The organism is Dactylosporangium thailandense (assembly GCF_059739745.1).
On record NZ_AP029195.1, the window covers coordinates 3,694,771 to 3,707,743 of the forward strand.

The window sequence follows — 12,973 nt, forward strand, 5'->3', positions numbered from 1 at the left end:
GAAGGTATTCACTGTGACAATGGTGGAACTCGCGGTCGGCTGGATGGCCTCGCACCTGTTCGACCGGGGCCAGGCGCAGGAGGCCGAGCCCGCGATCGAGGAGCAGCTGCGCGGGCTGGCCGGGCTCGTGCGGGCGAAGCTCGAGGACGACCCGGCGCTGCGCACGCTGGAGCGGGAGTCCGAGTCGTCGCCGACGCCGACCGTGGGCACCCGGCGGCGGGTCATCCAGGCCCTCGAGGACGCGGTCTGGACCGACCCGCACTTCGGGGAGGCGCTCGCCGCGACGGTGCAGCGGCTGCGCCCGTTCATGCCCCGCCCGGCCGACTGACCACATCGGCGAACAGTTCCCCCGGCCGCCGCCACGTCCATCGTGGACCGTCGCGTGTAGACCCCGAGGGTCGGTGGTAGCCGTCGCTGCGGCGAGGTCATGCGACGCAGGCGCGAAGAAACGCAGTTGACCCGGGGTCAGTGACAGCCGGCCCTCGGCGGCCGCGGCAGCGAGGTCATGCGACGCGGGCGCGAAGAAACGCAGTTGAACACGAGGTCAGTGGTAGCCGGTGCTGCGCCGGCCCTCGGCGGCCGTGACCGCGAGGTCCAGGTGCCAGTCGCTCGGTTCGTCCTCGGCCGGCGGGGAATCCGGGTGGGCGGCGCGCAGTGCCTCGAGGTACCACGTCTCGTCCGCCGGCCGCATGAGCAGCCGCAGCCAGGTCACGTTCCGGGCACGCCGGCACTCCTCGATCGACAGCACCGAGCGCAGCGCCTCGATGGAGTCCTCGCCGGGCAGCACCAGCCGCTGGATCGGCGCGGCCGGCGGCGCCTCGGCCCCGGCCGCGAGCAGCCGGGCGGTGAGGACGTGCGCGACGCGGGTGAGCTCCAGTGCCCGGCGCGCGGCGGTGGTCGGGCCGCGGACCGGGTCGGGCGCGGCGTGCGCGGGATCGGCGAGGGCCGCGGCGTAGGCGGCGTGCTCCCCCGCGGTCAGCACGCGCTCGGGGTCCAGCGACGTCCAGGCCTGGACGCACTCCTCGACCTCGGGCGGGCCGATGGGCAGCGGGCGGCCCGGGTCGTCGAGCCAGTCGCGCAGCGTGGTCGAGCCGAGCGCGTCGGCGGCCTGGCGCAGGATCGCGCGCAGCAGCCGGCCGTCGCCGGTGAACCGGGCCGTGGCGGCGGCGCGCCGGCGGGCGTTGAGCAGCGCGCCGAGCGTGCGGCGGTCGTCGTCGAAGTTGGCGTACCGATGCAGGCGCTCGATGAGCGGGCGCAGCTCCGGTGCGTCCTCGAGCAGGCCGCGGTACCGCAGCAGCGCTCCCAGCACGTCCTCGTCGGGCTCGGCCAGCACCCGCAGCCCGATCGCCGCCCCCGCGACCGGGTCGGTGGCGTCCCGCAGCGCCTCGGCGGCCGCGCGCCGGACGGGCACCCCGGGGTCGCCGAGCAGCCCGGCGATGGCCCGCACGGCCTCGGGGTCGCGGCGGCGGTGGGCGAGGCAGGCCACGAGCGCGGCCCGCACACCGGGGTCGGGCTCGCAGCGGGCGGCCGCGGCGAACGGCTCGACGCCGGTGCTGGTGAACCGCAGCAGCGTGGCGGCCTCGGCGCGCACGCGCGGGTCGGGGTCGATGCGCATGAGCCGCAGGCAGACGGCGTCGTCGCGCAGGTGCGCCGGGACCTGGAGGCCCTCCAGGCGCAGCAGCGGCGACGGGTCGCCCAGCAGCTTGGCGGCGAAGGCGGCGGTGCGGTTGATGGACAGCACGGCCCGGGCCGCCCGCAGCCGGACCCGGGGCTCCTCGTGGTGCTCGAGGCGCTGACGCAGCGGCTCGTAGCGGGGGCCGAGGTAGTACAGCAGGGTGGCGACGCGGTCGTCGTCGCAGCCGAGGTCCTCGGCGGCGAACGCGACCCGCGGGTCGATGCCGCCCCGGCGCGCGAGGATCTCGCCGAGGGCGACCGCGGCCGCGTCGCCGACGTGCTCGTAGGTCTCGCCGAGGCCGCCCGCCACCCGCACCTCGGCCGTGTCGCGCAACGCCACCTCGAGCAGCGGCTCGACCAGCCGGTGGTCACCGGTGCCGGCGGCCGTGCGCGCCGCGTCGAGCCGCACCACGGCGTTCGGATCGTGCAGCGCGTCGCGCAGCCGGTCATTCAGCGCCATCGTGGTACACCATAGTGGGATGCACCAGGTCCGCACCCGCTGCGCCGCGGCCGTCATGATCCTCGCCCTGCTGCCCGCCACCGGCTGCGACATGCGCGAGCGGGTCTGCCGGTCGCAGGAGTACCCGGTGAAGGCGGTCGGGAATCGGACAGGCGCCGCGTGCGTGCCGAAGGACCAGCAGCCGCCGGCCGGATACGTGCGCTATCCCGCCGGGAAGGAGCCGGTGTACGTCGACGACGAGTGGTACCGCTACTGGCAGACCAAGGTCGTGGACGAGCACGGCACCGTCGTGTCCTAGCGTTCGGCCGCGTACAGCTCCACCAGCAGCTCCGACAGCGCGGCCGGGTCCGCGGCGCCCAGCGCGATGCGCCGCGCGCGCTGCCAGTGGTCCGACCACGCGTCGTCGACCCAGATCTCGGCGATGCGCTGCTCGTCGGGCACGGTCGCGCCGTACGACGTCGGCACCCCCGGGTCCAGCTCGACCACCAGCCGCAGCCCGCCGGGCAGCCGGCGCGAGAGCTGGGTGTGGCGGCGGGCCCCGTGGTCGTGGTCGTTGCCGTACCACGACCCGGCCGCCAGCGCCGAGATCCGGCTCGACGGCACCGGTCCGAGACCGCCGGGCAGGCTGGTCGCCGCGCGCTGCGCCTCGGTCAGCGTCACCGCCGGCCGGTTCACCTGCGGGAACGGCTGCATGATCTCGTAGTCGGCGAAGAGGTGGGCCCAGTCGTCCAGGTCCGCGCCGAGCTCCGCGGGGTGCACGATGCCGAGCTCGGCGTGGCCGCCGACGGTCGCGGTCGTGTCGTCGAGGTCGGCGAGGCTGCCGTCCTCGGCGATCCGCAGCGCCCGCAGCAGCCGGCGGTCCGGGCCGTACTCGCCCCACAGCAGCCGCCGCGCGAGCGGGCCCAGCACCGGGTGCGGCAGCAGGACGGCCGGCAGGTCGCGGGCCGGCCGGAGCCGGTGCTCGAGCATGTCGCGCTCCAGGCGGGCGATCTGCACGACCACGGTCGCCCGCACGTCCTTCTTCAGCCGCTGGAACCGCTCGTACGCCTCCGGGTTCGTGTCCTTGACCCCCGGCTTGGGCGGCTTCGCGAGCCGGCGCCCGCCGGCGTCGACGGCGAAGAGGGTCAGGTGCTCGTCGGCGACGACCGTGAACGCCCGCGGCCCGTAGTCCAGGGTGATCCCGGCGTCCAGCCCGTGGGTCACCGTCAGCCGGTCCGCCAGCTGCGTCCACGACAGCCCGCGCCGGGCGGCGGCCTGCGTCAGGTAGGCCACGGCCCGCTCGTTCATCGAGCCGCCCGACATCACGTGCTCGATCGCCAGCATGTGCCGCAGCGACGCGTCGGTGCCCACGGTGGCCAGCACCGCGTGGCCGTCGATCGCCCGCAGGTACCGGCTCTTCGCCGGCCACGACCGCACCAGCGGCGCCAGCTCTGCCCAGGTGGCGTCGTCGCCGAGGTGGGCCTGCGCCAGGATCGCCCACGCGTCCGACGCCGGCATCTCGGCCGCCAGCCACGCCTGCAGCAGCGCCCGCCCGAAGGCCGCCAGGCTCGCCCGGTCGCAGCCCGCGATCAGCTCCTCCAGCTCGGGGCCGGCCGGGGCCACCATCGGCTGCGCGGCCGCCGACCCCTCGACGACGAGCGGCACGGCGCTGCCGGGCGGGGCGAGGTCGCCCGGCGCCGGCTCCGGCGGCTCGGCCAGGCGCGAGCGGGTCAGCGCGCCGACCAGCCGGGCGACCTCGTCCGGCGGCAGCGGCGCTCCCGCGGCCGAGCGGACCGGCGGCAGCAGCTCCGGCCGCGCCCACGCCGGCGGCTTCGCCCGGGTGGCCGGTGCCGGGCCGGTGGCGAGGAGGGTCGAGATCGTGGCGAGCGCGGCCGCCCCGAGCTCGCCGGCGGTCTTGACGACGATCGGCTCGTGTCCGGTCGCGGCGAGGTACCGCAGCGCGTCCTCGGCGTTCTGCCGCGGCTTGCCCGCGCGCCCGGCCGCCGCCGGGATCAGCGCCCGCGCCGCGGCCTCGGGGTGCCGCTCCAGCCACAGCCGGGCCCACAGCCGCGCCGACCCGAGGTGCCGCAGCCAGCCCGCGACCAGGGCGGCCGGCTCCGGCCCCGGAACGGCAGCATCAGCATGCCGAGCTCGTCGGCGCTGGTGCCGGCCAGCCCGGCGGCGAACGCCAGCGCGTCCAGCTCGAAGCGCGCGACCGCGACCCGCCCCACGTCGATGCGCTGGCGCAGCCGCAGGTAGGACTCCTTGCCGATCAGCGCCCGGGCCGAGGCGTCGGGCCCCTTCGCGATCAGCCAGGTCGCCTGCGGCGCGGTCAGGCTGCCGAGCGTGTTCGCGCCGGTGGCGGCCCGGTCCCAGTCGGGCTCCTCGAGCCCGTGGTCCAGCGCCGCGGCCCGCGCCCGCCACGCCTCCCGCTCCCCGTCGAGCCACGCCATGACGGTCATCGCGACGGGCCCAGCCGGGCGGCCAGCTTGCGCAGGTAGGACTCGACGTCGGTGCGCTCGTAGCCGCGCGGCACGACCACCAGGTCCGGCTCCTCGAGGGCCGCCCGGGCCGCGGCGCGCTCGGCCGGGTCGCCGTCGAGCAGGGCGTCCTGGGCACGGCGGATCAGCCGGTCGACGCGGCCGGGCTCGTAGCCGCGCAGCACCGTGGCGAAGCCCGGCCGCTCGCCGCGCCGGGCGATGCGGTTGTCGAAGCGGGTGCCGCCGTGCTGCTGGAGGGCGGCGGCGATGTCGGCCTGCGACTGCCGCACGTCCTGCAGCTTGAGCACGACGCGCCCGCCGGGCTCGAGGATCAGGTGCGGGCCCGAGGTCGCGGGCGGCACGGGCTCGTCCAGCGTCACCGTGTCGATCCCGGACCAGGGGACGAGGCCGTCCCGCGTGGTGATGCCGTCGGCGCCGATCGCGAAGCGGAACGGGCGGAACTCGTCGCGGACCAGCATCGCGCCGAGGACGAGCGCGGCGAGCCCGCCGATCGCGAGGATCAGGCGGGCGCCGCTGTCGGAGCCCCAGGCGCAGGCCAGGGCGAGCAGGCCGAACACGACGACGAGAAGAGCAAAGCCGAGGGACCGGCGTCTGCGCTGCAACTCCACGCCCGGGAACCTTACTCGGTGCGCAAGGCCCGCGCGGTGCTGGTGCGGGCCGCCCAGCCCGCCGGGAGCAGGGCGCCGGCCAGGGCGATGACGAGACCGCCGAACGCCAGCGGGGTGAGGACGCTCAGGGAGTACACCTCGATGATGTGCTGCGGGAAGCGCGTCCCGGCGGCCGTGGCCATCCGCGGCAGGACCCAGTCGTGCAGCGCGATCCCGGCCGGCACCCCGACGATCCCCGCGACCAGGCCGATCCCGGCGACGGAGGTGAGCACCATCGCCACGGTCTGCCGCGGTCCCATCCCGAGCGCCTTGAACACGCCCAGCTCGTGCACCCGCTCCCGGGTGTCCAGCACCACCGTGTTGAGCACGCCGAGGCCGGCCACGGCGACGAGCATCAGGGTGAGCGTCCCGGCGAGGGTGTCCATGGCGACCACGGTGTCGCTGATCTCGGCCACGTTCACCTCGGCGTGGCCGTTGTCGCCCAGGGCGGCCTCGAGCCCCTTCGTGTACTGCGCCAGATCCGTCCCGTCCTGCACCAGGATCTCGAACTGCTTCCCGCCCCGCGTGCCCGGCAGGTCGAGCCCGTCGAACGTGCGCGCGTCGGCGATGAGCCGGCGGCCGTCCGAGCTGAGGTCGAGGGCCTCGCCGACGATCGTGACCTTCGCGGACCGGCCGTTGCCGCTCACCGTCAGCGTGTCGCCGACCTTGACCCCGGCCGCGGCGAGGAACGCGCTGGGCACGACCACCTCGCCGGGTGCGGCGAACCAGCGGCCCGCGATCATCTCGTAGGCGGCCCAGGAGGAGTCGCCCTCGAACTCGACGATCTCGGTGGTGCCGGTGAGCCCGGCGACGGTCGCCTCGGCGTACGAGCTCGCGAAGTACTTGGCGGTGCCCGGCTGCGCCCGGATCGCCGCCTCGATCGCGGCCAGGTCGGGCTCCCGGACCGGCCCGGACTTCGGCTCGCCGGGCGTGGGCGGGCGTCCCGCGTACACCTCGACGTCGCCGGCCGTGCGCTTGTTCAGGGCGGTCTGCACCGCGCCGACGGACATCGCCAGCCCGACGCCGAAGGTGACGCCGAGCGCGCCCAGGGCGACCGCCGCGGCGATCGTCGCCGAGCGGCCGGGGCGGGTGAACGGGTTGGCCAGGCCCAGGCTCATCGGGCGGGGCAGCGGCAGCCGGCCCAGCACGTGCCGGGCCCGCCGGCCGCGGCCGAGCGACGGGGTGCGGCCGACCGCGAGGGCGTCGACCGTGCGCAGCCGCCCGGCCCGCAGCGCCGGCACGAACGCGGTGAGCGCGACCGCGGCCAGGGCCGCGAGCGGGACGGCCACGGACACCCACCAGTCGACGGTGTGCACGCCGGTGCCGAACGCCTCGCCCTCGTCGTTGAGGATCGGCACCGCCGCGAGGTTGCCCAGCGGCACGCCGACGAGCGCGCCGATCGCGGCCGGGATGAGCGCCTGCATGACGTAGGCGCGCACGACCTGGGCCGGGCTGTAGCCCAGCGCCTTGAGGATGCCGATGCGCCGGGTGGCCGAGCCGACCGCCCCGCTGACCACGATGCCGATGATGAGCACCGACATCACCAGGCCGAGCACGCCGAACGCGGTGACGAACGGGGCGAAGGTCGCGGCCACCTTCTCGGTGTTGAACTTGACCGTCAGGTAGGAGGCGGCGCCCTGCATCGCGCCGTCGGGCACGGTGGCCGCGATCGCGTTCCTCCCGGCGGTGACGTCGGCGTCGGTGGCCGACTTCGCGAGGCGGTACACCATCTGGAACCCGCCCTTGCCGGCCGGCGTCATCGCCGTGACCGTCGCCGGGAGTGCCCACGCGGTGCTGGTCCGGCCGACCGAGCGGGCCAGGCCGACGATGGTCAGCGTCGGGGCGCCCGGGGCGTCGTCGTAGCGCAGCTGGTCGCCGACGGAGAACGGCGCCTCGGAGCCGGCCCAGACGATCTCGCCGGGGCCGGTGGCGTAGCGACCGGCGGTGAGCTCGAGGCGGTCGAGGCCGGTGCCGAGGTCGGGGCGCCCGACGATGGTGGCCGCGGGCAGGTCGATCCCCACCGGGATGTTCTGGGCGCTCTTGACGATCGTCGGGGCGAGCTCGACCGTCGGGAAGGGCCCTGCGGCCTCGGTCACCCCGGCCGCCTGCCGCGTGGCGGCGAGCTGGTCGGCGGTCACCTTGGCCGCGTCGAACTGGGCGGTGAGGTGGGCGCCGTGCTGGCGCTCGAACGCCTCGGCGAACGGCGCCGAGGAGGCGACGAGCAGCCCGACGGCGAGGACGGACGCGGTCACCGCGAGCAGCGTCGTCAGCGCCATGACCACGGTCTGCACCCGGCGGCGGCCGACACCGGAGCGCACCACACGGCCGAGACCCCCGCTCATGCCGCCACCCCCGTGGCGAGCCGGCCGTCGACGAGCGAGATGGTGCGGGTCGCGCAGGCCTCGGCCAGCGCGAGGTCGTGGGTGACGAGCAGCAGGGTCTGGCCGTCGCGGTTGAGCTCGGTGAGCAGCCGGCGGACCTCCTGCCCGGAGGCGGTGTCCAGGGCGCCGGTGGGCTCGTCGGCCAGCAGCAGCGGCGGCCGGTTCATGAGCGCCCGGGCGACCGCGACCCGCTGCCGCTCGCCGCCGGAGAGCCGGCCCGGGAAGGCCTTCGCGTGGCGGGCGACGCCGAGGTACTCCAGCAGCTCCTGCCCGCGCTTGAGCGCCGGGCCCCGGGCCGTGCCCGACAGCTGGGCGGGCAGCAGGACGTTGTCGAGCACGGTGAGGTCGTCGAGCAGGTTGAAGAACTGGAAGACCATGCCGATGCGGGTGCGGCGGTACTGCGCCGAAGCCGCCTCCGACAGCCGGTCGACCCGCACCCCGTCCACGGTCACCGTGCCGCTCGTCGGCCGGTCCAGCCCGGCGATGAGGTTGAGCAGCGTCGACTTGCCGCTGCCGGACGGCCCCAGCACCGCGAGGGCCTCCCCGCGCCGCACCCGCAGGCTGAGCCCGTCCAGGGCGGCGGTCCCGCCCTCGTACTGCTTCGTCACATCGTCGAACGCGATGAGCACACCCGATTCGGTCATGCCGCGAACGCTAGGGCCGAATCGGACACGACCACGTCGGCCGCCGTGCGGGTTTCGGGTCGGCATCAGGGCGTACGGCCGCGGGCGTCATCATTGCGATGTACGCACCGGTCCCGACGCGCCCCGGCCCGCCCGTGGGCCAGACTGGGCGGGTGGAGCTGCGGGAACTGTCTCGACGCGGATGGCGGGCCGCGATGGCCTGGCTGCGGGTGGTCACCCCGGGCCAGACCCGCCTGACACCCTGGGCGTGGGCCGCCGACATCATCCTCGCGCTGGTGCTCACCGTAGGCGCGGTCAACGGCGCCTCCGAACCCCTCCACCAGGATCGGCCGGGACCGATCATCGTGTACGGCCCGTTCGACCGGGTCCCGCAGCCGCCCGACCCGCCCGTGTTCACGCTCCCGCCGCCGGACCAGCAGCCGGCCAGGGCGCTGCTGGTCGTGGCCGCGCTCACCGCCCTGCCGCTGGCCACCCGGCGCCGCTGGCCGCTCGCGTCGTTCCTCGTCATCGCCGTCTGCGCGTTCCGGGTGTTCCGGATGGACGGCAATCCCACGTGGACCGTGGTCGCGGCCGTCGTCGCCGCCTACAGCGCCCCGATGTACTCCCGCTACCGCAACCTCGCCCTGGCCAGCGTCGTGGTGGCGGGCGCGCTCGCCGTCAGCAACCTGCAGGAGAACCTGCCGGACGTGCCGCAGGGCCTGGTCCTCTTCCTCATGCTCGCCTCGGTCGGGCTGGCCGCGAACGCCCTGCACACCTGGCGGGTGCGGGCCGGCAACGCCGAACGCGAGCAGGAGGTCGCGGCCCGGCTGGCCGTGGACCGCGAACGGGCCCGGCTCGCCCGCGAGCTGCACGACGTCGTCACGCACAACGTGAGCGTGATGGTCGTGCAGGCCGGCGCGGCCCGCAAGGTCATGGACGCGCGGCCGGACCAGGCGAAGGAGGCGCTGCTGGCGGTCGAGTCCGGGGGCCGGGCGGCGCTGACCGAGCTGCGGCAGGTCATCGGGCTGCTCACCATCGACGCCGACGGCGAGGACCTCGCCCCGCAGCCGGGCCTGGATCAGCTGGAGACCCTCGTCGCCCGGGTCCGCGAGACCGGGGTGCCGGTCACCCTCGCCGTCGCCGCGCCCGGCGTGCCGGCCGGGGTCGGCCTGGCCGCGTACCGGGTCGTGCAGGAGGCGCTCACCAACGCGGTCAAGCACGCGGCCGGCGCCGGGGTCGACGTCGTCGTGACGGCCGACGGGCGGACGCTGCGCGTCGACGTGGCCGACACCGGGGGCGAGCCGGTGCCGGGGGCCCGCGGCAGCGGGCGGGGCCTGGCCGGGCTGCGCGAACGCCTCGCCGTCCACGGCGGTACGCTCACCGCCGCCCCGCGCCCGACCGGCGGGTTCCGGGTCGTGGCCGAGATTCCCCTGGGAGCTTCCTCTTGACGGCACCGCTGCGCGTGGTCATCGCGGACGATCAGGCCCTGGTGCGCACCGGGTTCCGGATGATCCTCACCGCCGACGGCATCGACGTGGTCGCCGAGGCCGCCAACGGGGCCGAGGCGGTCGAGGCGGTCCGGCGCACCCGGCCCGACGTGGTGCTCATGGACGTGCGCATGCCCGAGATGGACGGCCTCGAGGCGACCCGGCGCATCCTCGGGGGCGAGCCGGCCGCCGCGCCCCGGGTCGTCATCCTCACCACGTTCGACCTGGACCGGTACGTGTACGCGGCCCTGTCCGCCGGCGCGTCCGGGTTCCTGCTCAAGGACGTGAGCCCCGAGCAGCTCGTGGCGGCCGTGCGGCTGGTGCGGGCCGGGGACGCGCTGCTCGCCCCGGCGATCACGCGCCGGCTCATCGAGCGGTACGCGGCCCGCGACGCCCGCACCGCCACCCTGCACCGCGACCTGTCGGCGCTGACGCCGCGCGAGATCGAGGTGCTGACGCTGCTGGCCCGCGGGCTGAGCAACGCCGAGCTGGCCGACAGCCTGTTCCTGTCGGACGCCACGGTGAAGACGCACGTGGCCCGGATCCTCTCCAAGCTCGGCCTGCGCGACCGCGCCCAGGCGATCGTGGTGGCCTACGAGACCGGGCTCGTCACGCCGGGAACTTCGGGGCCGGCAGGCGGCTGAGGGCGATGCCGAAGTCGGTGCGGTACGACTCCATCGCCTCGGGCTCGGTGAGCTGCCGCTCGTCGCGCCCCTCGGCGGTGGTCCGGATCAGCTTGTCCCCGGCGAGGGTGATCCGGCCGTCCTCGGTGAGCCGCGAGCAGGTGAGCCGCGTGGTGAAGAACGAGTCCGGGCTGGTCTGCTGGTACCAGCACGTCGGGCTGAAGTCGCTCATGGCGTAGTCGCGGGTGTCGACGCGGTGCTCGGGGCCGCCCGGCCCTATGATGTCGAGCTCGTCGCCGTGCGGGACGACCGAGTACTCCCCGCCGGGGTCCTGCTGCGGCTCGGTGGTGTCCAGCCGCAGCGGGTGGTGCGCGAACCGGCCGTAGCCGACGTCGACCAGCCACGGCACGCCGTCGAGGACCACGCGCAGCGCGAGGTGGTCGAACGGGAAGCCGAACCGCTCCCCGTTCCAGGTGCGGGCCGAGTGCATGGTGACCTCGTAACCGAGCTCGCGCAGCAGCAGCGCGAACGCCCCGTTGACCTCGTAGCAGAAGCCGCCGCGGCGCCGGGTCACGATCTTGTCGAGCAGGCCCTCGTCGTCGAGCCGGACGGGTTCGCCCAGGCCGATGCTGAGGTTCTCGAACGGTACGGTGCCCAGGTGCGCCCGCTGCAGGGTGCGCAGCGCCGCCAGATCCGCCGCGGCGGGCCGGGCGGCGCCGATCCGCGTCAGGTAGTCGTCCACCCCAGGGACATTAACGCGCCTCGAGCTGGACGTAGTCGAGGTCACCCGCGTAGTAGTCGCAGCCGACGTCGACCTGGTCGCAGTTCGTCTTCCCGCCGACCGACAGCGGCCAGCCGTTGGCGATGTAGCCGGTCCAGCCGGACTTGCGCGCCTCGGTGCGGCCGTCGACGACCAGCGCGAGCCCGTCCCGGGTGCGCTCGCAGCGCACGGTGTGCCAGTCCCCGTCGTTGAGCCGGCTCTTCGAGGACACGATCAGCGAGCCGCGGTCGCCGCGGAAGAGGCACTGCACGATGCCGCTGGGGATCTGCAGCTTGAAGTTCCCGCCCTCGACGGTCGCCTGGCCCTTCTGCACGATGTTGCCGAAGTGGTACTGCGTGCGCAGCCGGACGGTCACCGCGAAGTCCCGGTTGCCGGGGTTGAGGTCGGCCGCGCTGTTCACGGTCGCGAGGTGGCGCGGGTGGGTCGGCGGGGTGTCGGGGTCGAGGCGGGTGAAGCGGTAGCCGGTCGCGCCCCGAACCGCGACGCCCGTCTGCACCTCGGAGCCGACGGTGCCGTCGAGGCCGTGGCCGGAGCTGTCGGCCATCGTGCGCGCGCCGGGGCCCTCGTCCATGTCGTAGCGGGCGACGACGTGCCCCGCTGACGCCTCGGTGACGGCGCCGGCTCCCGCGGCGGTGGCCACGAGGGTCGCCGCGGTACTGAAGGTGACGGCGACGGCGTACCGCCCTCGACTGCGCATGGATTCCCCCGCTCGATCGTGATGCGGTTCATCCTAATTGCCCGAAACATCCGCTGATGCGGACATTGAGCGAGTCGTGCAACGCCCGATCATGGAGACGTGCGACGCATCGAGCTCCACCGTGATGACGTGACGCCGTCCGGCCTCGCGGGCGGCCACGTGACGGAGGCGGCGATCGCGCCGGTCGCGGTCGTGGCACGCTGGGACGCGTGGCTGACCCCGCTCCGGGGCGCACTCGGGAGCATGGTATAAAAATACCAGTACAGAAATACCGCACCGGGAGAGGGAAACTGTCGTGATCGAGCTCAAGTCCGCCGAGGAGATCGGCCGGATGGCGGTGACCGGCCAGTTCGTCGGCGAACTGCTCGCCGAGCTGAGCGGTGTCGCCGCGGTCGGCGTCAACCTGATGGACATCGAGCACCACGCCCGCCGCCGGATCAAGGAGCGCGGCGCCGAGTCCTGCTACTGGGACTATGCTCCCTCGTTCGGCCGCGGCCCGTTCCGCAACGTGCTGTGCCTGTCGGTCAACGACGCGGTGCTGCACGGACTGCCGCACGACTATGTGCTGCGCGACGGCGACCTGCTCAGCATCGACATGGCGGTCGGCATCAACGGCTGGGTCGCCGACTCCGCGCTCTCGTGCATCGTGGGCACCCCGGACCCGGCCGACCAGAAGCTGATCGAGGCCACCGAGGTCGCCCTGGAGGCCGCGATCAAGGCGGCCCAGCCCGGCGGGCGGCTCGGCGACATCTCCGCCGCGATCGGCGAGGTCGCCCACTCCTACGGCTACCGCGTCAACAACGAGTTCGGCGGCCACGGCATCGGCCGGACCATGCACGAGGCCCCGCACGTGGCGAACAACGGCCGCGCCAAGCGGGGCATGAAGCTCGAGCCGGGCCTGACGATCGCCATCGAGCCGTGGCTGTGCCAGTCGACGGACCGGATCAAGTACGACGACGACGGCTGGACGATCCGCTCCGCGGACGGCTCCCGCACAGCCCACTCCGAGCACACCGTGGCCATCACGCCCTCGGGCGCCCAGGTGCTGACCCGCCGGCCCGCCTGAGGCGGCGGGACTTCCGGCCGGCACCCCTCCTGACCCCCCGCCGCGGGCGTGTCA

At 75.0% G+C, this 12,973-nt stretch carries 14 protein-coding genes; 6 read left to right on the forward strand and 8 right to left on the reverse strand.

Annotation, left to right across the window (positions count from 1 at the left end; translation table 11 throughout):
- Positions 1 to 13: 13 nt before the first annotated feature.
- Positions 14 to 328 carry a hypothetical protein gene (locus AC6JBM_RS16620; RefSeq protein WP_497984493.1) on the forward strand — a complete coding sequence of 105 codons (315 nt, stop codon included), beginning with the start codon at positions 14 to 16 and terminating at the stop codon, positions 326 to 328.
- 216 nt (positions 329 to 544) lie between these two features.
- On the opposite strand, the gene AC6JBM_RS16625 is transcribed toward AC6JBM_RS16620, so the two are convergent.
- Positions 545 to 2,134: a HEAT repeat domain-containing protein gene (locus tag AC6JBM_RS16625; RefSeq protein ID WP_497984494.1), complete on the reverse strand. Its 1,590-nt coding sequence runs from the start codon at positions 2,132 to 2,134 to the stop codon at positions 545 to 547.
- Positions 2,135 to 2,153: 19 nt separating this feature from the next.
- Between AC6JBM_RS16625 and AC6JBM_RS16630 the strand changes: the two genes are divergently transcribed.
- Entirely contained in the window at positions 2,154 to 2,432 is a 279-nt protein-coding gene (locus AC6JBM_RS16630) for an SCO0607 family lipoprotein (RefSeq protein ID WP_497984495.1), read from the forward strand.
- Here AC6JBM_RS16630 and AC6JBM_RS16635 read toward each other — a convergent pair.
- From AC6JBM_RS16635 to AC6JBM_RS16655, 5 genes are all read right to left on the reverse strand, one after another.
- Positions 2,429 to 3,778, reverse strand: coding sequence for a DUF4132 domain-containing protein (locus AC6JBM_RS16635; RefSeq protein WP_497984496.1), 1,350 nt, complete (start codon positions 3,776 to 3,778; stop codon positions 2,429 to 2,431). The two genes, AC6JBM_RS16630 and AC6JBM_RS16635, sit on opposite strands and share 4 nt — an antisense overlap.
- Positions 3,779 to 4,125: 347 nt before the next feature.
- Entirely contained in the window at positions 4,126 to 4,566 is a 441-nt protein-coding gene (locus AC6JBM_RS16640) for a hypothetical protein (RefSeq protein ID WP_497984497.1), read from the reverse strand.
- A gap of 5 nt (positions 4,567 to 4,571) precedes the next feature.
- On the reverse strand, positions 4,572 to 5,222 hold the full coding sequence (locus AC6JBM_RS16645; RefSeq protein WP_497984498.1) for a hypothetical protein: 651 nt from the start codon (positions 5,220 to 5,222) through the stop codon (positions 4,572 to 4,574).
- Positions 5,223 to 5,233: 11 nt separating this feature from the next.
- Complete coding sequence (locus tag AC6JBM_RS16650) at positions 5,234 to 7,603, reverse strand: ABC transporter permease (protein WP_497984499.1); 2,370 nt, start codon at positions 7,601 to 7,603, stop codon at positions 5,234 to 5,236.
- Positions 7,600 to 8,286 (reverse strand): ABC transporter ATP-binding protein, encoded by a 687-nt coding sequence (locus AC6JBM_RS16655; protein WP_350626034.1) that lies wholly within the window; start codon positions 8,284 to 8,286, stop codon positions 7,600 to 7,602. Before AC6JBM_RS16655 ends, AC6JBM_RS16650 begins: the two co-directional genes overlap by 4 nt.
- A 152-nt stretch (positions 8,287 to 8,438) precedes the next feature.
- On the opposite strand from AC6JBM_RS16655, the gene AC6JBM_RS16660 reads away from it, so the two are divergent.
- Positions 8,439 to 9,713 (forward strand): sensor histidine kinase, encoded by a 1,275-nt coding sequence (locus tag AC6JBM_RS16660; protein WP_497984500.1) that lies wholly within the window; start codon positions 8,439 to 8,441, stop codon positions 9,711 to 9,713.
- Positions 9,710 to 10,396, forward strand: a complete 687-nt coding sequence (locus AC6JBM_RS16665) for a response regulator (RefSeq protein ID WP_497984501.1) — start codon at positions 9,710 to 9,712, stop codon at positions 10,394 to 10,396. The genes AC6JBM_RS16660 and AC6JBM_RS16665 overlap by 4 nt, the downstream gene beginning before the upstream one ends.
- On the opposite strand, the gene AC6JBM_RS16670 is transcribed toward AC6JBM_RS16665, so the two are convergent.
- Positions 10,362 to 11,117, reverse strand: coding sequence for an arylamine N-acetyltransferase family protein (locus tag AC6JBM_RS16670; RefSeq protein WP_497984502.1), 756 nt, complete (start codon positions 11,115 to 11,117; stop codon positions 10,362 to 10,364). The two genes, AC6JBM_RS16665 and AC6JBM_RS16670, sit on opposite strands and share 35 nt — an antisense overlap.
- Positions 11,118 to 11,127: 10 nt before the next feature.
- Positions 11,128 to 11,853 (reverse strand): laminin G domain-containing protein, encoded by a 726-nt coding sequence (locus tag AC6JBM_RS16675; RefSeq protein ID WP_497984503.1) that lies wholly within the window; start codon positions 11,851 to 11,853, stop codon positions 11,128 to 11,130.
- Positions 11,854 to 11,952: 99 nt separating this feature from the next.
- Between AC6JBM_RS16675 and AC6JBM_RS16680 the strand changes: the two genes are divergently transcribed.
- A complete protein-coding gene (locus tag AC6JBM_RS16680) occupies positions 11,953 to 12,105 on the forward strand; it encodes a hypothetical protein (RefSeq protein ID WP_497984504.1) in 153 nt (50 codons plus the stop codon).
- A 43-nt stretch (positions 12,106 to 12,148) separates the two neighbouring features.
- A complete protein-coding gene (gene map / locus AC6JBM_RS16685) occupies positions 12,149 to 12,919 on the forward strand; it encodes a type I methionyl aminopeptidase (protein ID WP_350626046.1) in 771 nt (256 codons plus the stop codon).
- The last annotated feature ends 54 nt before the right edge of the window (positions 12,920 to 12,973 follow it).